Source organism: Tenacibaculum sp. FZY0031 (assembly GCF_036350695.1).
Lineage (GTDB): Bacteria > Bacteroidota > Bacteroidia > Flavobacteriales > Flavobacteriaceae > Polaribacter.
This window is the reverse complement of sequence record NZ_JAZDVY010000013.1, coordinates 1-24,995: the sequence shown is the minus strand read 5'-3', so window position 1 is coordinate 24,995 and position 24,995 is coordinate 1. Positions and strand designations below refer to the sequence as shown.

Here is a 24,995-nt window from a genome sequence, read left to right as displayed (position 1 = left end):
TGTATTGGGTGAATTGTATTAAGATTTGTTTTGCGAAAATAACCATTTTATAATAAGTACTCAAATAATAGAGAAAGGTTATATTTACATTTTATAAACATCAAAAATGAACGATTTAATCAACAGACTGTACAAGAATAACACGATAATTTATAAAGTATTGTTATTCTTAATTACAGTAATTGCTATTGTGTATTTGTTTCCTAAAGGAGGACAGTTTAAATACGATTTTCCGCAAGGAAAACCATGGCAGTATGATAACTTATATGCTCCTTTTGATTTTGCTATTCAAAAAACTCCAGAAGAAATAGCTGAAGAGAAAGGAGAAGTAGAAAATAGTTCAAAAAAATATTTTGTAGTTGATGCTTCGGTAAAAGCAGAGGTAATACGTTCGTTTACCAATGAGATTACAACCCTAGACTCGTTATCAACTAGTGCAGTTAGGGACTTAATTAAAGAAGGAGAAAAGCTGATTCATAAAATATACTTGTATGGTTTTTTAGACGATGCAAGTATCGATAAAGCAACTAGAGGAGATGTAGTGGTGCTACGTAAAGGAAATTCTATAGACGACATTCCTTTTTCTAAATTGATACAATCTAAAGATATTTTAAATTTTTTAAGAAGCAATACAGAAAACCTTCAGTATTACAAACAACGCTTACTTATAAATTACCTATCGAGTAGCTTGCGTCCTAATGTAACATATGATTTTAAATATAGCGAGAAGGAGTTAAATGAGCGTTTACAAGGTATTTCTTATGCTAAGGGAAAGGTTTCAAAAGGAGAATTAATTATTTTAAAAGGAGACATTGTTGAAGGAAGAAAGTATAATGTTTTAAAATCATATGAGGTGGCATCTAGCTCTAGAATTTGGACAAAATCTAACTATAATTGGATTGTGTTTGGGTACACAATTTTAGTAGCCTTAGCTTTATTGATGTTGCTGTTGTTTTTAGAAAGATACAGATTTGAAACGTTTAACGACAATAATAAAGTAACCTTTATTTTCTTCAATATCTTTTTAATGATTTTTGTGCAAACGATGGTGGTAAAGTACAATTCTGATTATTTGTATGTAGTTCCATTAAGTATTTTACCAATTGTATTGAAAGCTTTTTTCGATGCCCGATTGGGGTTGTTTACCCATGTGCTTACCGTATTGTTATTAGGGTTTATTGTACCAAATAGTTTTGAGTTTATTTACTTACACATTATTGCGGGAATTGTAACCATATTAACGGTGTCTGAACTGTATAAAAGAGCGAGCTTATTTATGTCTATCGGGCAAATTACGCTAATTTATATGGTAACTTATTTTGCCTTTTCTATTTTAAAAGAAGGAAATGCAGATAAAATAAATTGGATGTACTTTGGGTTATTTGCTGCGAATGGACTGTTATCGTTCTTAGCTGTGTTTTTTATCTATTTTTATGAAAAACTTTTCGGACTGGTTTCTGATGTAACGTTATTAGAGCTTTCTAATACAAACTCAAAACTATTGAGAGATTTAAATGAAAAAGCACCCGGAACATTTCAGCATTCCATGCAGGTAGCTAATTTAGCCGAAGCAGCAGCTAATGAAATAGGAGCTAACTCCATGCTAGTAAGAACAGGAGCTTTGTATCACGATATTGGTAAAATGGTAAACCCTATGTATTTTACCGAAAATCAATCTACAGGAGTGAATCCCCATAACGATTTATTACCAGTAGACAGTGCACGTATTATTTTAGATCATGTAATTAACGGAATTGAGATAGCGAAAAAACATAAATTGCCAGATAGGATTATAGACTTTATTCGAACACACCACGGAACAAGTGTTACTTACTATTTTTATAAACAAGAACAAGAGAACAATCCAGATGTTGATATTCAGAAATTCCAATACCAAGGGCCAATTCCGTTTTCAAAAGAAACTGCTATTTTAATGATGTGTGATGCAGCAGAAGCTGCTTCTAAAAGTTTAAAAAACCCGACAGCACAATCGATAGATGTATTAATCGATAGAATTGTAGACAAGCAAAAAAACGATAATCAGTTCATAAATTCTGATATTACTTTTAGAGAAATAGAAAAAATTAAAAAAATTATTAAGAATAAGTTGATGAATATCTATCACTTACGTGTTGAGTATCCAGAATAGGTAATTTTTTTAGCAAAAAAGTTTGTAGAAACGTATATATAGTTATACATTTGCACTCGCAATTTTTAATTCACACTTCGGTAAGAATTAAGGAGAGGTGGCAGAGTGGTAATGCAGCAGCCTGCTAAGCTGTCATCCTTCGGGATGCCCGGGTTCGAATCCCGGTCTCTCCGCAAAAAAATTGTAGATGACACTAATCGGGGTGTAGCGTAGCCCGGTCATCGCGCCTGCTTTGGGAGCAGGAGGTCGCAGGTTCGAATCCTGCCACCCCGACACAATGGTCGCGTAGCTCAGCTGGATAGAGCATCTGCCTTCTAAGCAGACGGTCACAGGTTCGAATCCTGTCGCGATCACAATAAGCCTTACTAGTTTTAGTAAGGCTTTTTTGTTGTGTGTCAGTTAGTTATGTTGTCTTTCTCAATTTATAATTTGGTGTTTTTTTACTACTTTTTAACTAAAACCTCTGATTTTTTTGATTTTTATTAAGTTGTTGATAATCAGTAGGTTTTTGTTTTTTGAAAAATAAAATAAAACGAATTTTATGAAATTTTTTACCTCTTTTTATTTTTAACTCTGCTAAGTGTTTGAAAAGCAGAGGTTAAATAGTTGTAGTGAAATATTATTTTTAGGCAGTAGGTCATAGGTTTGAATACAGGCAAGGTCATAAAATCCTTATTAGAAGTTGTAGGGCTTTTTTGTTTTGGTTATTAATAAGTTAACTCAGTTATAAGTCCAGGTAAATTAATCTTGTTAAATTTAGTTGTTGAATTTTGCTTTTTGAAATAAAGCGAAGCTGAGTGAAATAAAATGATTCTACAAATTTTTTGATTATAAAGGTTTGAGATAAATTTGAAAATTAATATTAAATAAGTTTTAACAAAAGAACGATTTAATAAATATTCTTCTAAGTTTTGACATTTTTATAAGTATATTTATTTAATAAGTAATTTAGTTCTAAAAATAGAATTATGTCAAATATTACTTTAATAAACTATTACTCAAAGCTATTAGTTCAATCAATTCTTGTGTTTAATATAGTAGTTATATTGTTTGTTATAATCAAATGTCTTCTTAGGAAAAGAATTTTTTAAAATATAACTAAAAAGATAAATCCATAAAAGTTTGGATTAGAGATTTATTAATGGATATTTATTAAAATATGATAAAGCGATAATTTTTTTTCACTTCTTAAATATGTCGTTCTAATTAATTTTATTTCTGATCCCTTTATGTAAATATTAGAAAGATCTTTATGCTCAACAGAAGTAATGTTTTCAATATAAGGATGTTGATTTTCTAGAAAAGCTCTATATCCTCCGCAAAAAACCTCAAAATTTGGAGATGTAGAATAAACTCCTAAAAACTTTTCTTTTAAACCGTTAGAGTCATATTGTTTAATGGACTTTTGAATATGTCTACTTATGTTTGTTGAATCTACAGATTTTAAAATCATTCCTTCAAAAAAACTTATAAATCCTTCTTGGTTATTTTCTATAATTATATCCAGTTCTCCTTGATTTTTACCAGATTCAGAAGTTCCTTTCAAAGCTTGTTCATTTGTGAAAAAATCTTTGCCTAAGTGATTTTTTAAAATTATCTGAAAAAATGAGTTGATTTGGTTCTCTTTGTAATTTTCTATAAGCTTTTTGTTTGATTGTAGTTCTGAGCTAGTATTTATTAATGCTCTTAAAATGCTACTGTTATTTAAAGATGATCTGTACCCTATATATATTCCTTCAATTAATACACTTTCAGCGCTATTTGTGCAATCTATATGAGTTTTACCTTTTGATATAAATTTGTTTAGTACCTTTTTATCTATCATATAAGGGGTGTCAGATGTGGAGCATAAAATACAATTACAAGCCCATTTTTCTACATAATCATCATCAGTCAATTTTAAATCATTATTGATTTGCTTAATTTGATGTGTTATAATTGAATACATTTTTGCTTTAAAGTCACCAGTAACATATAGTTTAATCGTTTTATAAGATTTGTTTAATATTACTAACGAATCACTATGTTCGGTACTAAAAACAGCTCCATATTTCCAGAAATCATTATCCCCTATGTAGCTTTTCAATCTACATAATAACCTTTCTATTACACCAGATGGTAAGAATTTATATTGAATTTCATATTTTAATGATTCAGGTATAATAAAATTGTTTTTTAAATGTGAATCCTTTGGTGTTGCTTTTAATAAAGTTGGTATTATATATTGACTAGTACTACCAATTATTTTGAAAGCAATTTCAAATTTTTCCATCAGTAATAAAATCTTATGATAGTTCTCTGATGGATATTTTTTTTGATCTAAAAATTGATCTAAATTATTTGCATCGAAAAGACCATCGTTTTTTTGAATTTTTAGAGAATGTATTAATGCGTAAATAGCGTCAGTTAACCAGTGAGGATTAGTTATGACCAAGTCTTTTAGGGTATAATCATCAATGAAATGAACTATATCACCTAAATCGTTCATATATCGACTTAAATATTTTGTTTTCTCTTCATCTTTAAAATTACAGATTTCTTTAAATTCACTATAATTTATAAAATCGTTATCTAATTTTTTTATTTTACTTCTTATATTGTTCCATTGAGAAGGAAATATGTCAGAAATATGAGGCAATTCACAAATAGCATTGAGTATTTCATCGGTTAATTCAGTTATACCTTCTTTTGTGTAACATGAAACTTTATGATAACTTAATATGTTTTCGAAATTTTCACTGTAAAAGGTTTCATCTATATGTTTAATTCCTGAGTCAGCTTTATTCATAACAACTATTACAGGACTGTTATTGCTTAATCTTTTAATAATATTTAACCAGTACTCAAAGGCTTCTGATTCATTGTCGGGTCTTGAGTCCCACATAAATATATATATAGATCTTTGGGTTAAAAAGAACTGATGAGTACCATATAGTATTTCTTGCCCCCCAAAATCCCAAAGATTTATTTTAATATTGCTTAAAAAGCAAGCATCAGGGATAATGAGTTCAGGGGTGTCAGTTATCTTCAGTCTTAATAACTCAAATTGATCATAAAATATTGAATTAGATGCTAAATAATCATTTATGTGTTCATATGAGTATTCAATAGATTCATATTCTTCTGGGTTTCCATCTTCGTCGAATTTAGTTTCAATGATAGGAACTTCACTTTTGATGTGAATATTTTCGAAATCATTAATTGAATAATATGGTTGAGCGGCTGGTAAATAAACAGGATAATTAATAGATTCTATGTTGATGCCTTCAGTAGTTTTCTCCTGCCCAAGGACAAAATCCCTCATAGGATCTATTAAAGTCTTCATAAATGTTGTTTTACCAACTTCTCCTTTCCCTACAATTAAAAGTTTTGTCTCAAATAATCTTTTCCTATTATCACCATTTTTTAAGGAATCTAAGTAAAAGTCAACATATAGTAGATCCTCTCTTTCTGATATTTCTGGAGGTAGGTTTTTAGTAAAAGGATTATTGTTAAATATAATTTTAGTTTCACGTAAATTTATTAAGTCTAGTGGAATAAAATTAAAGTAATTGTTTGAAATGTTTATTTCTTTAAAAGAATAGTATTTACCATCTAAAAGGTTAAAATTTTGAATAAAATTGTTGCTTAAATCTAGATATTGAAGATTGTCTAAAGTTGAAATTTCTTTGGGAACTTCCCCAAACTGGTTATAACTTAAGTCAACCTCTAGGAGGTATATCATGTCTGATATATCAATAGGTAATTTGCTTAAAAAAAGCCCACTAAGATTTAAATATCTTTCTTTGTTATTTCTTACTTCTTCAATTCTTTCAATTGCAATTTGAATATTATTCATAGGTAAAATTTTCGAAAGGAATCAAAAATATAGATTTTTTGGTTAAAAAATAAAAGTTTGTTATCGTCAAATTACATTATTTAAAAACAGTACTATATAGGAAATTCAATGATTTTAATATTTATATCTTTTAAACAATATCTATGTAATCTTTAATCTTTAATCTTTAAATTTATTTATATAAGATAATTTAAGGCTTTTATAGAGAAACATAATTTAATTAAGAAGGCTAATTTTTCACAAATTTTATTTTATGTGTTATTGTAATTTTTTTGTTTTTAAGCATGTTATGTTGGGATGTAAAGAGCCTTCTAAGCAGACGGTCACAGGTTCGAATCCTGTCGCAATCACAATAAGCCTTACTAATTTTAGTAAGGCTTTTTTGTTTTTGCAGGTTTTATAGTGCTTACAATTTACTATGTTTTTTCAGATCATACCTTTTTAAAATTGCTTCAACATTAAGTTAAAAAGGGGTAAAAAAGATGCTTTGTGAATACCTACTGTTAGGTAGGAAACTTTTTAAGTTAAGGTTTAAATTTATTCCATTAACTAACCATAAATTTAATCACTTATGAAAAAAGCACTTTTATGTATCGTATTTCTAAATACTTCTGTTTTGTTTTCGCAAATTTTTAAAAATAGTAATGGAGAGGGAGTTTTCTTTACAGAAAAAGCAAAACAATTGAGTGTTGAGACAGAGTTTTCAAAAAAGACTTCTTCTGCAAGTTTACAATTAAATTCCCCTCTTAAATCAATAAAATATTATAAACTAAATTCTAAGGACAGTATATTTACAGTTCAGACTTCACATAGCATCCTAACTCAATTAGATTTAGTCAATACTCAATCCATCACTAAAGGATTAGTAAACCCAGAAGTAAGTTTCAAGTTAGGTATTATTAAAACCATTGATAGCTTGAATACTAGTGAATTTGTAAAACCAGCTATTTCTTGGGGTGCTTCAACAAAAATAACATACAATAATAAGAAGGTCTTATATGATACAATTAATAAAATGAAATCAATAAAGCACCCATATTCTTTCTCATTAGATTTGAATGCTGAAATCTATCCTAAAAGAGTTAATTTTTTAGCTATCGGTTTTGTTGCTGGATATAAAAACACAAATAATTATGATGACTTAGATTCTTTTCAAGATTTGCCACTAGATTATTCAGATAATAATATTAGTTCTATTAAGGATAGTGAAGATGGTAAAATAGGTGACTTCAAAACACTCAATAATTATTACATAGGTGTTTCCGCGCCTTTTTTTCCTTTTAAATTCAAAAATTCTTCAAATCTTTTTGGTAAAGTTGTGGAAAGGGTTGCTATTGTTCCTTATTATAGAAATACTTTTGGCGACTCTAGTATTTCTAACTGGGGAGCTTCTTTTTCTTTTGTAGATATTGGCCTTAGGAACGAATCATTTTCAGCACTGTTTAATTCTGGATTCAGTATTGGAGTAGATTGGATTAGGAAACAAGGTAAAACTTCATCAGGGGTTTTTATCGGAGGTAAGTTTTCAATAGATGGAATAATAAAAGATCTTACAAAGTTACCTGAGTAAGATTTATAATGTTTAACAAAAATTAATTGAGGCTCTAGAGCCTCTTTTTATTATGAAAATAAATATACGTTTTATAGGAATATTAAATAAAGGTAATTCTAAGAAAACAAGTTCTTTGTATTGTAGAATTACTTACAATAAGAAAAGAAAACAGTTTGCAACAGGGATATTTATAGATCCAAAGTTGTGGAATAGTAAGAAGCAAAAGCTTTTAGATAAAGTAGAAAGCTCAGAAATTGTGAATACACAATTAAGCCTTATTAGTCAAAAGATTAATGAGGCTTTTTTATTACTACAACTTCAACAAAACGATTTTAATGTTGATGATACATACAGTCAATATAAAGGAAAAAAATACGAGAGTAGAGAAGACTTTGTTGGAGTTGTATGATATTCACAATGAGCAAACCAAAAAACGTATAGGAATTGATTTTAAAGAAGTTTCTTGAAGCAGGTATATAAAAGAAAGGTAGAAAAGTTTAAATACAAAAGACATGATATAAAACTGAACAAACTCGATTTAAAATTTGTAGAGGATTTGGGAAATTATCTTAAAACAGAACTTAAATTAAGCCAAGCTACAATAAACAGGTGTTTGCAAAGAGTGAAAATAAGAGCTAAAAAAACGACCAAACACATTGATGAAAATTCAAAGACATAGGAAAGTTAAAACTACTTATAAATAGGTAGTTTTTTTGTTTTATAAATTATTAATTTAGTCATAACCAAACTTAAAGAATTAAAAATGAAAAACTTAAAGCATCCTGTGTTTTTAATTTTAACAGGAATTATTGTAGGGGTTATTTCTTACTACTGTATTTTGGGGCTAGCCTATAACTCCATGGAGAAAAACATGTTGAAGAGTAATTTTTTAGCTCAAACCTTTGAAAAAGATCCGTCCTTAAGCGGTGCGCTACAATCAGAAGAACGATTATCAACAATGAAAGGAGGTGATAATCCTGTATTGACTTGGCGCATATTAAATGCCGCCAATGTTATAAATAACGATCTTCAAATTTCGAATGTCAGTACCATTCTATCCACGTTCTTTCAAAGGGAAATTACAAGCACAAACGATTTAAGAACAAAAACATCTTTAGATGTGTTGATAGACTTACTTCAGTCTATCGGAAAAAGTCAAAACGGTTCAGAACCCCAAGCTAGAAGTGAAATAAAAAAGCATATTGTTCAAAGTTTATCTGAAAAAAAAGGAGCAATAGATGCCTATGATGAATTTTTACTTCAAAATACTTCTCAAGACACATATAAAAAAATAGAGGGTTCCTCTACAGATGAAATTCATGCAGTATTAAACAGACTTTTTTACCATTACAGAGTAGAACAAGTGTTTACAGATGTACCAAATAGCATTCCCAATTCAAACTTAGAAGCACAAGAAGAATATAAACAAATTAAAGATTTGTGTTTTCAAATATTACTTTCCATTTCTGACGATAAGGCAGTAAAATATACAACGCAAAGAAAAGAGTGGATCAAAGGACCAGAACAATTGGTTATGATGTGTTTGTTTTTTGTAGCGCTGTTAATTCTTGTCGTAAAACGTAAAATTTCTAAAGAAAATGAAAAAAATAATGAAATATCACAGCGCTACTACAACTACTATAATTGGATTTTTTCATCGCTTACAGCTATAGGGTTTATAGGAACTATAAGAGGATTGAGTAATGCGCTTTCAGATGCTGATATTATTTTTAGATCAGGGGCTGGTTTAGACCAAGCGATTTCTATTTCATCCATTACTCAAGTGCTTGGTGTTGCATTTTCAACTACATTAATAGCACTCATACTAACTCTACTGTTAGGTTTGTTAAAGTTGTTTATTGATCCTACTAATAAATTAAATTTAGACTAGCAATGGCTCAGAATAAAGGAGTTAGTTTAAGCAGTGTCGATATGTTGGCATGTGCCTTAGGAGCCTGTATTGTATTAATGTTGGTTTTTGTAGTTAATGTTGGAAACAGTTCAGGAAATGGAACACAATCTGGCAATAAATTTAACGGTACTTCACTTTCGTTGTTTTCTGATGATATGTCGCAAGGAAGAATGGTTTTTATAAGACAAGTAGCTCTTAGGTTTCAGTCAACTCAAGACTTCAAACTATTTAAGAAAAACATGAACGTAGGTGTTTGGAGCTATGACCAAGCATTAAAAGCCTTAAAACGTGTTGATGAACAAGTTTATTTTCTTCCAGAAGAACAAATGGTTGTGTATGGCATTCTATCAGATACCCTTATTAAGAAGCAGATAAAATTTACGCTTAACAAACAAATTCTTGCAAAAAATCCAACCATGGCAACAAGAAGCGTAAACGTAAAAGCAAAACTAATCGAAGGAGCCTCAGAGTTAAATTCAGAGAAGGTTTTTTCAGGGTTTTATGAAACAGTACCTAAAGTTTATGGAACCGAAATAGGATTTAAAAACCTAACGGTAGAATTTAAACAAAGAGCGTTGAAAGATACGATGCATATTAAGAAGCTCATAGAAATAAAAAATTACTAAGATGTTTAAAAAAGCAAGAACACTTATTAGCTTTATTGATTTATTGGCATGTGCCTTAGGAGCCTCTATTTTATTGATGTTAGTTTTTGCCAAGTCTAAAGAAGATGCAGCAAAAACAATAAGTATAGGAGCTCCTAAAGATTTTATGTATTGCGAAGTTGAATTACAACAACCCCAAGCCTATATAATCTTTCAAGTAAGACCCAAAGGAGGGGTGTGGAGAAGGCTACAGCTAAGCAAAAAAGCACAAATAAAATACCATAATGGTTTTATTAACCTTACCAATAATACCCTAAATAAAACAGATAGTTACTATGCTTGGGGACCATTTTATAAGAAGGATAGAGATAGTTATCGTACCGATAAAAGCTATTTTGGAATTTATGGAGTACAAGGGAAGAACGAATCCAACTGGGAATTTAGTGCATCGTATATTTCAGATATACAACTCGATTGGAATTCTGGGGCAGCTTCTCCCGATAAAATAATAAGTACCCAAAAACTACCTAAAATTCATTTGACTTATCGTGTTAGAAATAAAAACAGCACCGCTGTAGTAGAGAAGAAAATATCACTTAACATAGGAGAAACCCAACTATTTAATATAGAAATAAACAATGAAAACTAAAACAATAAAACTATCGCTAATTATACTTTCAGTATTTGTATTAGTGGGGTATGTGGTAGATAATAATTCTAATGAACGTTTACTCTCTATAGCGAATAAAAAGGCAATTGAAAATCATGACGTCGCAGATATTTTGAGTCTTTTTCAGTTTATAGATCAATTAAAAAACCAAAGCAAACCAGAACTAGTGTTGAATAGTATTCGTGGTTTTGGAGGTGTTTTTTCTAGCGAAAATTTAGAACTAGACGAAACAAAACAATTACTAAATGACCTTATTAAACACCTAGATTCACTAAGAACACAAAATACCCCAGAGCTATTAGAAACCGTAATTTCTGAAGGAACAATAGTACTGTTACCAAAACACTTAAAAGAAGACTTTGAAGGAGCAAAAGAAAAAATTACTTCCACCAATACTAAAGTAGTTCTTACATCAACAGCATACAACTACATATATGTATTTAATGAATTATTACCCAAGTTAAAAAAACTATTAACACAGGAAAAAGAGATTACAAAAGAAGAATTTCTTACAGCCTTTTATGAAGCAAAAATTTCTAAACTTAAAATAACCATCATAAAAAATATTTTCAAAGAAGTTCCAAAAGAACTGTTAGGTGAAATAATACCAATGAAAGAAATTTCAGAAATACAAACAGAAATTGCAAAGTATGAAGCTATTGTCAACCCTAATTTAGAAATTTTAAAAAACTATCAAGAAGGAGCATCTGCAGCACAACTCAAAATACAATTAAAAGAACAAACGTTGAAAAAGCATGCTTATCTCTTAGAAGAATACGCACGCACAGAAGCAAAAATTACCCAAGCAGCAAACAAAATTCTAAATTTTGAAAAAGCCCTTCTCAAAGAATATGAATCACTTCAAACATTACTTAATAAAAAAGCGACAAAAACAATTGTTAAAGCACAGCAAGAGTTGAACGAAGTTATAGGAGCTAAAAACTATATAGATATTATTCCTAACTATTTAGAAAAGAAACCCAATTGCTGGTTGCGATTAAAACTACCAGAAAATTCAATAGAATATATAAAAGAGCACAAAGAAATTAAAGGAATTACCGGAAGCCTCTATTTAGTGTATAAAACAAAAGTATTTGATGATAAAACATCATTAAAAGGCAAGTCATTTATACCAGGTGTAAATTTAAACCCTGTGCAAATAGATTCGTTAAAAGCATCGTTAAAAAAAATCGTTTCAGAAATTCCCTTAGGAATTAAAATATCAAACCTAGCAATAGCGAAAAAAAGCCCCCAAAATACTTTAGTGACCTGCACTGGTTACGATGGAAAAAACGAAACCGTTAATAACCTACAAATTACCATTCCAAAAGACAGTCCATGGACAAACTTTAAAACAATACTCAAAGACCAAAAAGAAGTATTTAATAGGCTTCAAATAAGTAAAGAATTAGGATTACAATTAAACCATATAACCCTAAACCCTAACAACTTTGACGCTACTTTTTCATTTCACGTAGGGTCTGGTAGTATTGTTCGAGACCTTCTTAATATTAAAAAAGAAACCAATTCTTTTGAGTTTACTTTAAGTGAAATTCAAAAAGAAAATGAGTTTATTTCCAGTAAGTTAAGAGAATTGTTTGGAAAAAAAATTACGGCAAGACTCCAAGAAATACTGGATAAAAAAGAAAACAAAAAACGCATACAAAACTTAATATTGGCAGACAGTATTATTCAAACTAAAGTGGCGTATAACCAAGATCAAATTGTAGGAAATATTAGCTATGTGCCTATTGGGTTTACTGCGTTAAATAAAAAGTTCAAGCAAACAGCTGCGGTTGATATCCTTTTTAAAACATCTTTAAAAAACGGGAAATCTGCGATAACCATTTCAAATACCTTTTTGCCCTATGAAGGAATCATAAGAACCTATGTAAAAAAATATTTAACTACAACGAAAGAGGCATTATTACAAGCTGTAAGCAGAACACTAAGTACGTCAGAAATAGGAAACTTAATGTTAAACCTTTCTCAAGAAGTACAGTTTTCTAAGTTTACATTAAATTATAACAATAGAGAAATAACAGGAGAGATGTGGGTTAAAGGTTTCGCCGATAAAAAAATGTTAGTATCTATTACGAAAAGAGGATTGCGAGTTGAAAATATAGAAGAGGTATTTAAAGAAATTATCAAATCAACATTCGAAACCTATGTGGTATCTCAATTTGAACGAACCATTCAAAAAAAGTGTAATGACCTGTTAGCAAACAAAGAAATTTCGCTATTTACCTTCGATTTTAAATTTGAAGACATAGATTGCAGTCTTCAAAACTCAAACGCTTCTTTTAAAGCAGTATATAAAAAAGATCCAGCAAACTTTGCTAAGGTTACATTTAATACTTCCGGAAACCTTACAATAGTAGAGCTAGCCGCTCCTGTCATTGAACGAGAAATTATAGCTAAAATACAAGAAAACCTTACTCAATATACAGATTTTAAATACTTAAAAGTAAAAAATCCACGATTTGAGAAAGGAGTTTTAAAAATTGATGCCTTTGTTCAAATAGAAGCCATTGGTTTGTATGAGCAAGCAGGAACTTTTGAAATAGCTCCAGATACAAAAAACATTGTAGAGGCCAAATTTAACGGATTTGATTTAAAAACAGCCTTTGAAAATAAGCTGAATAACCACGTAAAAGAAAAAATAAAAAAACGTATAAAAGATAAAAAATTAACCCTTGAATTTTCTAAAGAAGCCGATGGTTTATCAATAACAGATGTTGAAGAAGTGAAGCTATTTGGTTTAGATAGAAAGCTAGTATTTAAAGCTGAAGCTCATTTAAAAGGGATTGTGGTTCCAGGGTTTAAAATTACCATTAACCTCTCTGAAGAAGACCTTTTAAAGGCAATTCGTATCGATTTACCAAGTACAGCTATTCTTAACGGATTACTAGCAAATACTAGCCTAATGAACGATTTAGGTACAGAGATTGTTCCAGGATTACATGCACGGATTGAAAAAATAACGATTCACATAAATCCAGTTAGAATAGAAGGTTTTTTACAGCTTGAACTAAACAATTTAACCTTTCCATCTATGAGGTTTGAAGTAACTAAAAATAACATTCGATTCCATCCTTCGTTATCGTTTCCTTTACCAGGTGCTTATTTACTTTCTGTCTCTCCGCCACTTACATTATACGGGACCTATGTATCGTTAGACTTAGAAGAGAAACGTGTTTCTTTTGATACGAATATTACCGTAGGCACACCAGCAGATACCGAAGCCAGTAGCCGATTAATTAATTTAAAAGGTAGTTTAGGTGCCTATTATGCAAATGGTAAGTTTGGTAACGTAGCTTTAGAAGCCAATTTGTATTTAATTACGGTATTGAATGTGTTGGAAGGAAAAGGAGTGTTGCAAACCACAAAAGGCTGCTTTAAAATGGCATCTAATACCAAAGGTCAATTACGTAAAATACTACAATTTGACAATCAAGTAACAGTTAATTGTGATGATAACTTATTTAGAAGTCAAATGACTATCAATACACTTGGAATTAAGGTGGATTCTGATATGAGTGCCCAAAAAACACCATCAAACTCAGCAATCAAACTAGCAGGTGAAATCAATTATAACTTTTTAGAAACAGCCTATTTACATGGAGCAGTTGCTTCTAAACTTGAAATAGGAGATTTAACCAGTCTTGCAAAAAATGCCACCGTTTCTTTAGCTGGTAATGTTAAAATTGATCGTTTTAAATTATCAGGACTAAGTTTAGAAGCAAATTATAACAATGCTTATTTAGATTTTAATGTGCTGGGAGTAAACCTAGGAATTGAAGTGCCTACCATAGGTGATTTTTCTGAAGAAATGATTTTAGAAAAAATACTAAGTCTGTTAGATTTTGATCCAGAAATGATTTTAGAAATTTTAAAAGACCCAACAAAAATTTCATTTAAAATAGCTCCTATGGGTATTGGCAACGATAGTAAAAGAGGTAAAAATGAAGGAAGAGGTACACAAGATGGAGGAAGATTTACCAATGGAGGAAGTCCTACTAAAAAAGTAGGAGCCTCAAATGAATCGTCAGTAACATTGGTAGATAATGGTGAAGGCATGCATATAGAATCAGGAGTTTTTAAAAGTAATAGCGCTGAAGTAAAACTATTACCCTTACAAAGCATTGCAAACTTTCCTAGAGGGCAAGAAACGCGATTTCCAGAGAATATAAATAAAGCATTGGCTTTAGTAAACACAGGTAATAATGCACAATCAAAGATTAATTATATAGCCAATGAAACAGTTTCGCATATACAACCAGACTTCAATTATTGGATAATGACGGAAAGGTTACCTCCTTTAAAGGTAAAAAATGACACCCTGTTTTATAAGTTCAATAAAAAACTTTTTAAATATTCAGAACGTCCATTAATATGTTGGAATGTTTGTTTTGATAAGAATAACAAAGCCTATATTTATTTGTCACAACCTTACATAAACACATTCCAAACCAATGAATATAAACTTCCCGAATTAAAAGAAGAAAGGAGTGCTAATTATGATTTCTTAAGATGTAAACTTACCAATAGAGAACAATTAATTGTTAATGAAGACAACACATTTATTGTACAGAATATACCTCTAATAAAACATAGAGGGTATATAAACTTTGGAAACTCAATCATATTTACCCCATACAATAATGTGTTCTTTAAAAAGAGAAATAAATTTTTGAACTCAGCAGAAAAAAATATCACAAGTACCAATCTTATCAAAGCTTCTACCTTACGAAAATTGAAAAGGCAGTACCCCTCTTTTGACGCTATTAAAGCAATTGTAATATCTGGACGAGATTTATTAATAATAAAACAGGACAATCTGAGTGAAGTTACTGCCTTTAAAATAAAGAAAGATGATGAAATTAAAAAAGAACTAGAAAAAACAGCTACTACCTTAGGAAATGTTTGGATAGAAATTCCTCAGAGTGCTATCAATGCTGTTTTTGGACAAGAGCCTTGGTTTAATAGCGCTAAAAAATTCCATCAAAATTTAGAAACATTGCATTCAAATACCTATCAAGGTACTATAAAAACAAAAGCCTACAGGAGCTTTGAGGCGTTAGTACAAAGTTTAATAGAAGAAAACACTGTTCCGAATACAAGGGTAATTCCATTAGGAACTAAAGAGTATCTTTTAACAACAAACAACAATGATAAAAACAAAACTTTGGTAGACTTAACTCCTAGTAAAAACATGATTTTTTTTAATTATAAACCACCAATTTTAAGAATAACTAATAACGACCTTACCAAAGATTTAGGAATAGAAAATACGACTGCAACAGGTTTTGAAAATGTTTTTAAAAATAACGCATTGGTTTCAAACACTTTTGTAAATATTATTGACGGAAAGATATTTAACGATGATATCTATTTAGGGAAAAATCAAGATAATCTATTTTTTCAAAGTGATAACCAGTTAAAAATCCAATCGAAAGACTCGTTATGGACTCTCAAAACAGCAGTCAATATTCATACACTTACTAAAGAAAATAATCAAGCACAAACCGGAAGTCTTTTTACCAAGCCACAAACCGTTAAAAAACACGCAGCATTTTTCAATACACTATTTTCAATTGTAAGCTCAGGGAAAGATATTCAACTTGTTGTAGAAGCATATGAATCACAGTTAATTGCATACATTTTAGACGAAATAGACTTCCACATTATATGGGAAGCGCCGTATGATAGTACTGAAATTAAAAGTAAAAAGATACGACGTACCAACTTAGATACTGCTTTAAAAAGAGCAAATAATACAAAAGCCGAATTAAAATTAGTAAACTCTATACAAGCAAAATCGTATACCTTACAAGAACTTCTTACATTTATTAAAAAAGGGTACGAGCCAACGAAAGATTGGTTTGCTAAAGACAACGACTTTGTACACTCATTAAGCCTATTAAAATAACAACCATAAAAATAACGATATGAAAACTATGTACACATTACTGGTATTATTGCTAACAACTTATACAGTTGCAGCACAGGAGTTAAATACTAACTGGAAAAGTGATTTAACCAATATATTATATCAATTTCTTCAGTGTAAAGAGCCTATAGACGATATATCGCCATGTAATAAGTTTGTTTCAGAAGCATTAAAATCCGCATATGGCGTTAACGACTTTTATAGCACAGAGAAGAACAGACATATGGTAGCAAATGAAATTTACAAGTATTTAAAAAGCAGTTCAAAATGGACGTTGTTGGGAAAAGCAAATGACCAAAACGCATTAAACAGTGCGCAAGGATATGCCAATATAAAAAAAGCAGTTGTAGCCGTTTATAAAGGAAACGTACATGGACACATTGCCTTAATACTACCAGGGACCTTGTCACAATCGTCTAGTTGGAATTTAAAAGTACCCAACTCAGCTTCATTTTTTATATACAAACCCGATAAGTCATACATTAGTAAAAAAATGTCTTTTGCTTTTTCGTCTAATGATAAAGACAAGGTGTTACTGTATGGAAGAAATTATTAGCAATAAGAAGGTGAACTTTTAAAATATAACAGTTCGCATACTGTCAAAATCCCAATAAACCTAAACCGAAATAATTAAGTTTATTGGGATCTTGTGTTTTTTCAAGGCTATTTTATGTATTATTTTACACATATAAATTGATGCTTAGAGGAAAGTGTTATTGAGGGAATAAAATAAGAATTCGTAAAAATCATTTTTTTTTAGTAAATTGTATTTGGTTAGTATGTTGTAAATCAGTTTGTTTAGGTGTTTCTTCAAAATTATCGCCTTTAAGCTATGAAGACAATGCTGATATAACGCCTTTACTTACTCGAAAGAACATCAAAATTTATTAATAAAATTTAATTAAATGTAACACATGATTACCACGAAGTCCCACCCAAACAAAGCGAATAATGAAAAAATTAGCTACCCTCGTACTCTTATTTTTAAGTGTAATTACTACCGCACAAGTAGGTATAGGAACCTTAACACCTAATGTATCTGCTCAGTTAGATATTAAGTCTAATACCAAAGGCTTATTAATACCCAGATTAAATATTGACAATTTAAGAACTGCTTCACCAGTAAGTAGCAGTACGATTAACGAAAGTCTATTAGTTTATAATACCAATAAAACTTCAGGAAAAGGATTTTATTATTGGAATGGATCGTTATGGGAAAAGTTAACGGATATAACAACAGTTTCAAACCTTGTTGCTTCACAAGCAGACGATCAACAAATAAAAAATTTTTACTTAAGTAGCTCTAATATTCTTACTCTAGAGTTGGAGAATGCAAGCTCTAAATCAGTTGATTTATCATCTCTTTTAGGAAAGAATGAATTACTAACAGGTGAGGGATCACCAATAAGCAACTCTATAGATCCTTTAGGAGGAGTTTTATATGTAGACACCAATTCTGGAGAAGTGTATAGCTCAGATGGTAGATTATGGAGTTCAGTTGTGTCGTCTGGAGCCGATGGAAAATCCGCCTACCAAATCTGGTTAGATGCTGGAAACAGTGGAACCGAAGCTGACTTTATCACTTCCTTAAAAGGAAATACAGGAGCAACGGGAACCAATGGAACGGATGGAAAATCCGCCTACCAAATCTGGTTAGATGCTGGAAATAGTGGAACCGAAGCTGATTTTATCACTTCCTTAAAAGGAGATACGGGAGCAACGGGAGCCAATGGAACGGATGGAGCCGATGGAAAATCTGCCTATCAAGTTTGGTTGGATGCTGGAAACAGTGGAACCGAGGCTGACTTCATCACCTCCTTAAAAGGAGATACTGGAGCAACGGGAACCAACGGAACGGATGGAGTGGATGGGAAATCCGCCTATCAAGTTTGGTTGGATGCTGGAAACAGTGGAACCGAAGCTGACTTTATCACTTCCTTAAAAGGAGATACGGGAGCAACAGGAACCAACGGAACCGATGGAGTAGATGGAAAATCTGCCTATCAAATCTGGTTAGATGCTGGAAACAGTGGAACCGAAGCTGACTTTATCACTTCCTTAAAAGGAGATACGGGAGCAACGGGAGCCAACGGAACGGATGGAAAATCCGCCTATCAAGTCTGGTTGGATGCTGGAAACAGCGGAACCGAAGCTGACTTTATCACTTCCTTAAAAGGAAATACCGGAGCAGCAGGTGCCAACGGAACCGATGGAGTAGATGGAAAATCTGTCTATCAAGTTTGGTTGGATGCTGGAAACAGTGGAACCGAAGCTGACTTTATCACCTCCTTAAAAGGAGATACGGGAGCAACAGGAACCAACGGAACCGATGGAGTAGATGGAAAATCTGCCTATCAAGTTTGGTTGGATGCTGGAAATAGTGGAACCGAAGCTGATTTTATCACCTCCTTAAAAGGAAATACCGGAGCAGCAGGTGCCAATGGAACGGATGGAAAACCTGCCTATCAAGTTTGGTTGGATGCTGGAAACAGTGGAACCGAAGCTGATTTTATCACTTCCCTAAAAGGAGATACGGGAGCAGCAGGAACTAACGGAACGGATGGAGTGGATGGGAAATCTGCGTATCAAGTTTGGTTGGATGCTGGAAACAGTGGAACCGAAGCTGATTTTATCACCTCCTTAAAAGGAGATACCGGAGCAATAGGAGCTAACGGAACGGATGGAGTGGATGGAAAATCCGCCTACCAAGTCTGGTTGGATGCTGGAAACAGTGGAACCGAAGCCGATTTTATCACTTCCTTAAAAGGAAATACCGGAGCAGCAGGAGCCAATGGAACGGATGGAAAATCTGCCTACCAAATCTGGTTAGATGCTGGAAACAGCGGAACCGAAGCTGATTTTATCATTTCCTTAAAAGGAAATACCGGAGCAACGGGAACTAACGGAACCGATGGAGTAGATGGAAAATCTGCCTATCAAGTTTGGTTGGATGCTGGAAACAGTGGAACCGAAGCTGACTTTATCATTTCCCTAAAGGGAGATACCGGAGTAACAGGAACCAACGGAACCGATGGAGTGGATGGAAAATCTGCTTATCAAGTCTGGTTAGATGCTGGAAATAGTGGAACCGAAGCTGATTTTATCACTTCCTTAAAAGGAGATACGGGAGCAGCAGGAACTAACGGAACGGATGGAGTGGATGGGAAATCTGCCTATCAAATCTGGTTGGATGCTGGAAACAGTGGAACCGAAGCTGATTTTATCACCTCCTTAAAAGGAGATACCGGAGCAATAGGAGCTAACGGAACGGATGGAGTGGATGGAAAATCCGCCTACCAAGTCTGGTTGGATGCTGGAAACAGCGGAACCGAAGCTGACTTTATCACCTCCTTAAAAGGAGATACGGGAGCAACAGGAACCAACGGAACCGATGGAACTGACGGAAAATCTGCCTATCAAGTTTGGTTGGATGCTGGAAATAGTGGAACCGAAGCTGACTTTATCACCTCCTTAAAAGGAGATACTGGAGCAACGGGAACCAATGGAACGGATGGAGCCGATGGAAAATCTGCGTATCAAGTTTGGTTGGATGCTGGAAACAGTGGAACCGAAGCTGACTTTATCACTTCCTTAAAAGGAGATACGGGAGCAGCAGGTGCCAATGGGACGGATGGGAAATCTGCCTATCAAGTTTGGTTGGATGCTGGAAATAGTGGAACCGAGGCTGACTTTATCACTTCCTTAAAAGGAGATACCGGAGTAACGGGAACCAACGGAACCAACGGAACCGATGGAGTAGATGGAAAATCTGCCTATCAAGTTTGGTTGGATGCTGGAAATAGTGGAACCGAAGCCGATTTTATCACTTCCTTAAAAGGAAATACCGGAGCAGCAGGAGCCAATGGAACGGATGGAAAATCTGCCTACCAAATCTGGTTAGATGCTGGAAACAGTGGAACCGAAGCTGACTTTATCACCTCCTTAAAAGGAAATACCGGAGCAACAGGAACCAACGGAACCGATGGAGTGGATGGAAAATCTGCTTATCAAGTCTGGTTAGATGCTGGAAATAGTGGAACCGAGGCTGACTTCATCACCTCCTTAAAAGGAGTTACTGGAGCAACGGGAACCAACGGAACGGATGGAGTGGATGGGAAATCTGCCTATCAAGTTTGGTTGGATGCTGGAAATAGTGGAACCGAAGCCGATTTTATCACTTCCTTAAAAGGAAATACCGGAGCAGCAGGAGCCAATGGAACGGATGGAAAATCTGCCTACCAAATCTGGTTAGATGCTGGAAACAGTGGAACCGAAGCTGACTTTATCACCTCCTTAAAAGGAAATACCGGAGCAACAGGAACCAACGGAACCGATGGAGTGGATGGAAAATCTGCTTATCAAGTCTGGTTAGATGCTGGAAATAGTGGAACCGAAGCCGATTTTATCACTTCCTTAAAAGGAAATACCGGAGCAGCAGGAACTAACGGAACCGATGGAGTAGATGGAAAATCTGCCTACCAAGTCTGGTTAGATGCTGGAAACAGTGGAACCGAGGCTGACTTTATCACCTCCTTAAAAGGAGATACTGGAGCAGCAGGTCAAGATGCTACTTTATCAGGAACAGGAAATCCTAATGGAGTAGTGACGGGGATTGCAGGTCAAGTTTATACAGATACAGCTTCAGGGATATTATATTCCACGAGTGATGGAACAACGTGGATTGCGGTTGATTCAGATACACAAGATTTAAGTTTGAGTGGTAATACTATTAGTTTAGTTAACGGGGGGGCTGTGGATATAGGAGCTTCCTCCTTAGCTGGAAATGTGGCTGGAAATAATGTTTTAGCAACAACTAACCAGACTGATATTTCAACCATCAACACTTCTTTAGCGAGGTTAAATAATATAAGAGTTGTTAAAAACCCAACTACAACTACAATCATAGACAATACAGATGGAACTGTAATAATAGAGCAAACAGGACTAATAAGTCTTGGATTGGGAGCAGATATAACTATACCAACGCCCAATAGTAGTAATTTAGGGAATAAGATAGTAATTGTAAACAGAGCAGGCAATGGACTTTTAATAGGCCTTTCCGTAGCGTTAAATTTGAATGTTACAGGGGGAAGTACTATAAAAGGATCAGGATTGATTACAGGATTATCTTTGTTAGGAATCAACTCTTCTATAACAATACAATGCGGTTTTGATGGAACAAATTACTATTGGTATCAGATCGATAGTACTTCTTTATAATTATCAATACTATTTTAAAAATTTATAATTATGAAAGAAAAGATATTCTTATTAGTAATAACGTGTTTTGTTATAGTTGTAAAAGCTCAAATGACAAACATTGGGTCTTTTTATATTTCTGAAAATACATTGATAAGTGTTCATGAAGATATATTAATAAAAGATTATGGAGCAATTGTAAATGATGGTGATTTATACCTGTTTAAAAACTTTACTAACGATGGAAAGTTTAAGTTTACAAATGATAAAATAACCGGACTTACCAGTTTTGTAGGGAGTGACAGTCAAACTATTTCAGGAAGAGGAACTTCCAGCTTTATGCTTGTAGAATTTGATAATCAGTCCGCAGACTTAGCTTTTAATTTAGATAAAGAAATAGAAATTGCAGGAACTACATTTTTTGAAAAAGGGATTTTAAAAGCTGGTGAACAAGGAATCGTTACTTATTTTAATGGAGCAACTAATATAGGGGTTAGCAATAAAAGTTATGTAAATAACAAAGTACAAAAAAGAGGAAATGAAAGGTTTGTTTTTCCTGTAGGAGACTATCATTCAAAAACATTTGTACCAAGAGCGGTGACTATTTCTGCCCCTTCAGATCCAACCACAAATTTTTATGTCTGCTTTAACTGGGAAAAGGCAAATATAGACTTCAGTACGAAGGAAGAAGATATCGGTTTAATAGATATGAACGAGTTTTGGGATGTCCAAAACAAATCAAACGATGAGTTGATTACATTGACTTTAACATGGAGTAACCTAACTACTCCAGAAGATATTTATTCAGATCCAAGTAAAATAATAATTGTTCGGTGGAATGGAGAAAAATGGATTAAAGAAAGAGAAGGAGTTAAAATAGATAGTTCTCGTAAAAGCATAACCGCAAACGTTTCTGGTTATGGTATTTTTACATTAGCATGTGAAAAGAAAAGAGGGACAATTGATCCTGTTATAGACTTCTCTGTTTCAAATTCTTTCTCCCCAGATGGTGATGGTATCAATGATGAATTTGTAATACCAGGTTTGGCTGAAGCATACCCTACATTTAAAATAAAAATATATAACAGGTATGGAAATATAGTATATAAGTACAGTAATAACAATCAGTTGAATCCAATTTGGTGGGATGGTAAATCAGACGGAAGGTTAACATTAACAGGAAAGACAAAAGTAATGCCAGCAACGACTTATTGGTATGTAGTAGATTTTAATGACGGAAAGACAAAACCATATCAAGGTTGGTTGTATTTAAACAAGTAGTTATATGAAAAAGAAAACATATGTAATACTACTGTTTTTATTAGTGAAAATAAGTAGTAGAGGATTCGCTCAACAAGATCCCCAGTACACTCAATATATTTATAATATGGCAGTTGTTAATCCTGCTTATGCTGGTAGTAAAGAAGGAATAAATTTAGGTCTATTGTCGCGATTGCAATGGGTAGGTGTTCGTGGAGCTCCAAAAACCTTTAGTGGATTTATACATAGTTCAGTAAGTAGAAAAGTAGGGTTGGGGGGCTCTTTAATTCATGATAAAATAGGACCTGTAAGTGAAACACATGCTTATGCCGATTTTTCTTTTACGATTAACACTTCAGAAAGAGGGAAATTAGCTTTTGGATTAAAAGCAGGAGCAACTTTTCAACAAATTGGATTGTTAATCTTAAATCAAGTAGAGTCAAATGACCCTAAATTTAGCCAGAATACCAATAAAACATATCCCAATTTTGGTGTTGGCGTATTTTATTATCAAGAAAAATTTTATGCGGGAATTTCTGTTCCTAATTTATTAGAAACACTACATTTTGAAAGGTCGAACGGAAAAATAACCAAAGCATCTGAAAAAATACATGGGTTTCTGGCAGCAGGATATGTGATGAATTTAAAACATAATTTTCAGTTAAAACCATCAACATTCGTTAAATATGCAGACTCAGCACCTTTGTCTTTAGATTTATCATTGAATTTACTATGGAATAATAAGGTGGAATTTGGAATATCTCATAGGTTAGATGATTCCTGGAGTGGAATAATTAATTTTAAAATAAAGAAAAACCTACAAATAGGTTACGCTTATGATCACACAGTGTCGAATTTAGGAGAATTTAGTTCAGGATCGCACGAGTTCTTGTTATTGTTTGATTTTAAAACAGGAGAAAGTACTTATAAACAACCGAGGTTTTTCTAAACTAAAAAACATAAAAGCTGTTTAAAAACAGCTTTTATGTTTTTTAGTTTTAATCCCATAAGCCACAACATTCACCACTAATAGGCATAAGACAAGTAGTAGCTTCTCTAGGAGCAGGAATGCATAAACCTGTAACAGGATCATCACCACCTCCATTAATAAATTGTTGTTCATTTTTGTTTAAGGTAGAACCTAAGTTCAAAATGTTTTTAATCATAACTTTAGTTTTAGAATTTAAAAATAAAAAGTTCTTAATAGAAAACTGTTTAAATAACCGTAAAAAAAGTAAGGTGTTCTCATACCTTTATTAAAAGAGTGGGTGAGAGCAATCTGTTTCTAGACTACTGTTACCTCGAATGGATATGAGAGGTCTCAAAGTTATAGGAATTCTTATTCAAGAGATTTAGCTCCGCTGAACCTTACGGTTTCTCACACTTCGTTACTGTTCAGTTCGTAATAACGTTGTTATTTGTTGGTTTTCGTCTTGGCGAGGAGGTAGACATAATGACGTTGAGATGTCAGTTCGAGTGATTTTGTGCAACGTAGTGGAACAAAATAGTATCGAGAACCTTGTTACTACCAAATACTTCTCGATACAAAATTCCTTTCACTATGTTTCAAGAATTTCACTCGAAGTGACAGTTTGTTGTTAATTTTAAGCTTGTTTTCTAAGGACGTTTTATCATCGTTATTGTGATGAGAGTAGAGAAAAGTACGGATAAACGCCGACCTATTTTTATATTGCCAGAATTCAAGGTTATGAGTAACTAATATCCATTTATGAGATTACGTCACCATACTGTGTTCAATTCATAATGACGTTGAGATGTTAGTTCGAGTGATTTTGTGTAATCAAGTGGAACAAAATAGTATCGAGAACCTTGTTACTACCAAATACTTCTCGATAC

Annotated in this window: 14 protein-coding genes and 3 tRNA genes; 15 read left to right on the top strand and 2 right to left on the bottom strand. The window is 32.6% G+C overall.

What is annotated here, in order from left to right; all coding sequences use genetic code 11:
• Positions 1–106: 106 nt before the first annotated feature.
• From V1T75_RS15880 to V1T75_RS15865, 4 genes are all read left to right on the top strand, one after another.
• Entirely contained in the window at positions 107–2,149 is a 2,043-nt protein-coding gene (locus tag V1T75_RS15880) for an HD family phosphohydrolase (protein WP_330489476.1), read from the top strand.
• 91 nt (positions 2,150–2,240) lie between these two features.
• Positions 2,241–2,322: transfer RNA gene (locus tag V1T75_RS15875), tRNA-Ser, on the top strand.
• 25 nt (positions 2,323–2,347) lie between these two features.
• Positions 2,348–2,422 (top strand) — tRNA-Pro (locus V1T75_RS15870).
• A 6-nt stretch (positions 2,423–2,428) separates the two neighbouring features.
• Positions 2,429–2,502 (top strand) — tRNA-Arg (locus tag V1T75_RS15865).
• A gap of 785 nt (positions 2,503–3,287) precedes the next feature.
• On the opposite strand, the gene V1T75_RS15860 is transcribed toward V1T75_RS15865, so the two are convergent.
• Positions 3,288–5,987, bottom strand: coding sequence for a COR domain-containing protein (locus tag V1T75_RS15860; protein WP_330489475.1), 2,700 nt, complete (start codon positions 5,985–5,987; stop codon positions 3,288–3,290).
• A gap of 571 nt (positions 5,988–6,558) precedes the next feature.
• Here V1T75_RS15860 and V1T75_RS15855 point away from each other — a divergent pair.
• From V1T75_RS15855 to V1T75_RS15805, 11 genes are all read left to right on the top strand, one after another.
• Positions 6,559–7,557: a hypothetical protein gene (locus V1T75_RS15855; RefSeq protein ID WP_330489474.1), complete on the top strand. Its 999-nt coding sequence runs from the start codon at positions 6,559–6,561 to the stop codon at positions 7,555–7,557.
• A 52-nt stretch (positions 7,558–7,609) separates the two neighbouring features.
• Positions 7,610–7,948, top strand: coding sequence for an Arm DNA-binding domain-containing protein (locus V1T75_RS15850; RefSeq protein ID WP_330489473.1), 339 nt, complete (start codon positions 7,610–7,612; stop codon positions 7,946–7,948).
• Between the two features lie 54 nt (positions 7,949–8,002).
• Positions 8,003–8,218, top strand: coding sequence for a phage integrase SAM-like domain-containing protein (locus V1T75_RS15845; RefSeq protein WP_330489472.1), 216 nt, complete (start codon positions 8,003–8,005; stop codon positions 8,216–8,218).
• Positions 8,219–8,302: 84 nt separating this feature from the next.
• Positions 8,303–9,430 (top strand): hypothetical protein, encoded by a 1,128-nt coding sequence (locus V1T75_RS15840; RefSeq protein ID WP_330489471.1) that lies wholly within the window; start codon positions 8,303–8,305, stop codon positions 9,428–9,430.
• A gap of 2 nt (positions 9,431–9,432) precedes the next feature.
• A complete protein-coding gene (locus tag V1T75_RS15835; RefSeq protein WP_330489470.1) occupies positions 9,433–10,077 on the top strand; it encodes a hypothetical protein in 645 nt (214 codons plus the stop codon).
• A gap of 1 nt (position 10,078) precedes the next feature.
• Positions 10,079–10,705, top strand: a complete 627-nt coding sequence (locus V1T75_RS15830; RefSeq protein ID WP_330489469.1) for a hypothetical protein — start codon at positions 10,079–10,081, stop codon at positions 10,703–10,705.
• On the top strand, positions 10,695–16,658 hold the full coding sequence (locus tag V1T75_RS15825; RefSeq protein ID WP_330489468.1) for a hypothetical protein: 5,964 nt from the start codon (positions 10,695–10,697) through the stop codon (positions 16,656–16,658). The genes V1T75_RS15830 and V1T75_RS15825 overlap by 11 nt, the downstream gene beginning before the upstream one ends.
• Before the next feature lie 19 nt (positions 16,659–16,677).
• Complete coding sequence (locus tag V1T75_RS15820) at positions 16,678–17,235, top strand: hypothetical protein (RefSeq protein WP_330489467.1); 558 nt, start codon at positions 16,678–16,680, stop codon at positions 17,233–17,235.
• A gap of 395 nt (positions 17,236–17,630) precedes the next feature.
• On the top strand, positions 17,631–21,899 hold the full coding sequence (locus V1T75_RS15815; protein WP_330489466.1) for a beta strand repeat-containing protein: 4,269 nt from the start codon (positions 17,631–17,633) through the stop codon (positions 21,897–21,899).
• 30 nt (positions 21,900–21,929) lie between these two features.
• Positions 21,930–23,159, top strand: coding sequence for a gliding motility-associated C-terminal domain-containing protein (locus V1T75_RS15810; RefSeq protein WP_330489465.1), 1,230 nt, complete (start codon positions 21,930–21,932; stop codon positions 23,157–23,159).
• A gap of 4 nt (positions 23,160–23,163) precedes the next feature.
• Complete coding sequence (locus V1T75_RS15805; protein WP_330489464.1) at positions 23,164–24,087, top strand: PorP/SprF family type IX secretion system membrane protein; 924 nt, start codon at positions 23,164–23,166, stop codon at positions 24,085–24,087.
• A gap of 49 nt (positions 24,088–24,136) precedes the next feature.
• Here V1T75_RS15805 and V1T75_RS15800 read toward each other — a convergent pair whose 3' ends face one another.
• The gene (locus V1T75_RS15800; RefSeq protein ID WP_330489463.1) at positions 24,137–24,304 is read right to left on the bottom strand and encodes a hypothetical protein; all 168 of its coding nucleotides are present in this window, start codon (positions 24,302–24,304) and stop codon (positions 24,137–24,139) included.
• Positions 24,305–24,995 lie beyond the last annotated feature (691 nt).

Excerpts from the sequence above, each read along its gene's own strand:
- V1T75_RS15880 (WP_330489476.1), top strand. The coding sequence starts at position 107 with ATGAACGATTTAATCAACAGACTGTACAAGAATAACACGATAATTTAT.
- V1T75_RS15860 (WP_330489475.1), bottom strand. The coding sequence starts at position 5,987 with ATGAATAATATTCAAATTGCAATTGAAAGAATTGAAGAAGTAAGAAAT.
- V1T75_RS15855 (WP_330489474.1), top strand. The coding sequence starts at position 6,559 with ATGAAAAAAGCACTTTTATGTATCGTATTTCTAAATACTTCTGTTTTG.
- V1T75_RS15850 (WP_330489473.1), top strand. The coding sequence starts at position 7,610 with ATGAAAATAAATATACGTTTTATAGGAATATTAAATAAAGGTAATTCT.
- V1T75_RS15840 (WP_330489471.1), top strand. The coding sequence starts at position 8,303 with ATGAAAAACTTAAAGCATCCTGTGTTTTTAATTTTAACAGGAATTATT.
- V1T75_RS15835 (WP_330489470.1), top strand. The coding sequence starts at position 9,433 with ATGGCTCAGAATAAAGGAGTTAGTTTAAGCAGTGTCGATATGTTGGCA.
- V1T75_RS15830 (WP_330489469.1), top strand. The coding sequence starts at position 10,079 with ATGTTTAAAAAAGCAAGAACACTTATTAGCTTTATTGATTTATTGGCA.
- V1T75_RS15825 (WP_330489468.1), top strand. The coding sequence starts at position 10,695 with ATGAAAACTAAAACAATAAAACTATCGCTAATTATACTTTCAGTATTT.
- V1T75_RS15820 (WP_330489467.1), top strand. The coding sequence starts at position 16,678 with ATGAAAACTATGTACACATTACTGGTATTATTGCTAACAACTTATACA.
- V1T75_RS15815 (WP_330489466.1), top strand. The coding sequence starts at position 17,631 with ATGAAAAAATTAGCTACCCTCGTACTCTTATTTTTAAGTGTAATTACT.
- V1T75_RS15810 (WP_330489465.1), top strand. The coding sequence starts at position 21,930 with ATGAAAGAAAAGATATTCTTATTAGTAATAACGTGTTTTGTTATAGTT.
- V1T75_RS15805 (WP_330489464.1), top strand. The coding sequence starts at position 23,164 with ATGAAAAAGAAAACATATGTAATACTACTGTTTTTATTAGTGAAAATA.
- V1T75_RS15800 (WP_330489463.1), bottom strand. The coding sequence starts at position 24,304 with ATGATTAAAAACATTTTGAACTTAGGTTCTACCTTAAACAAAAATGAA.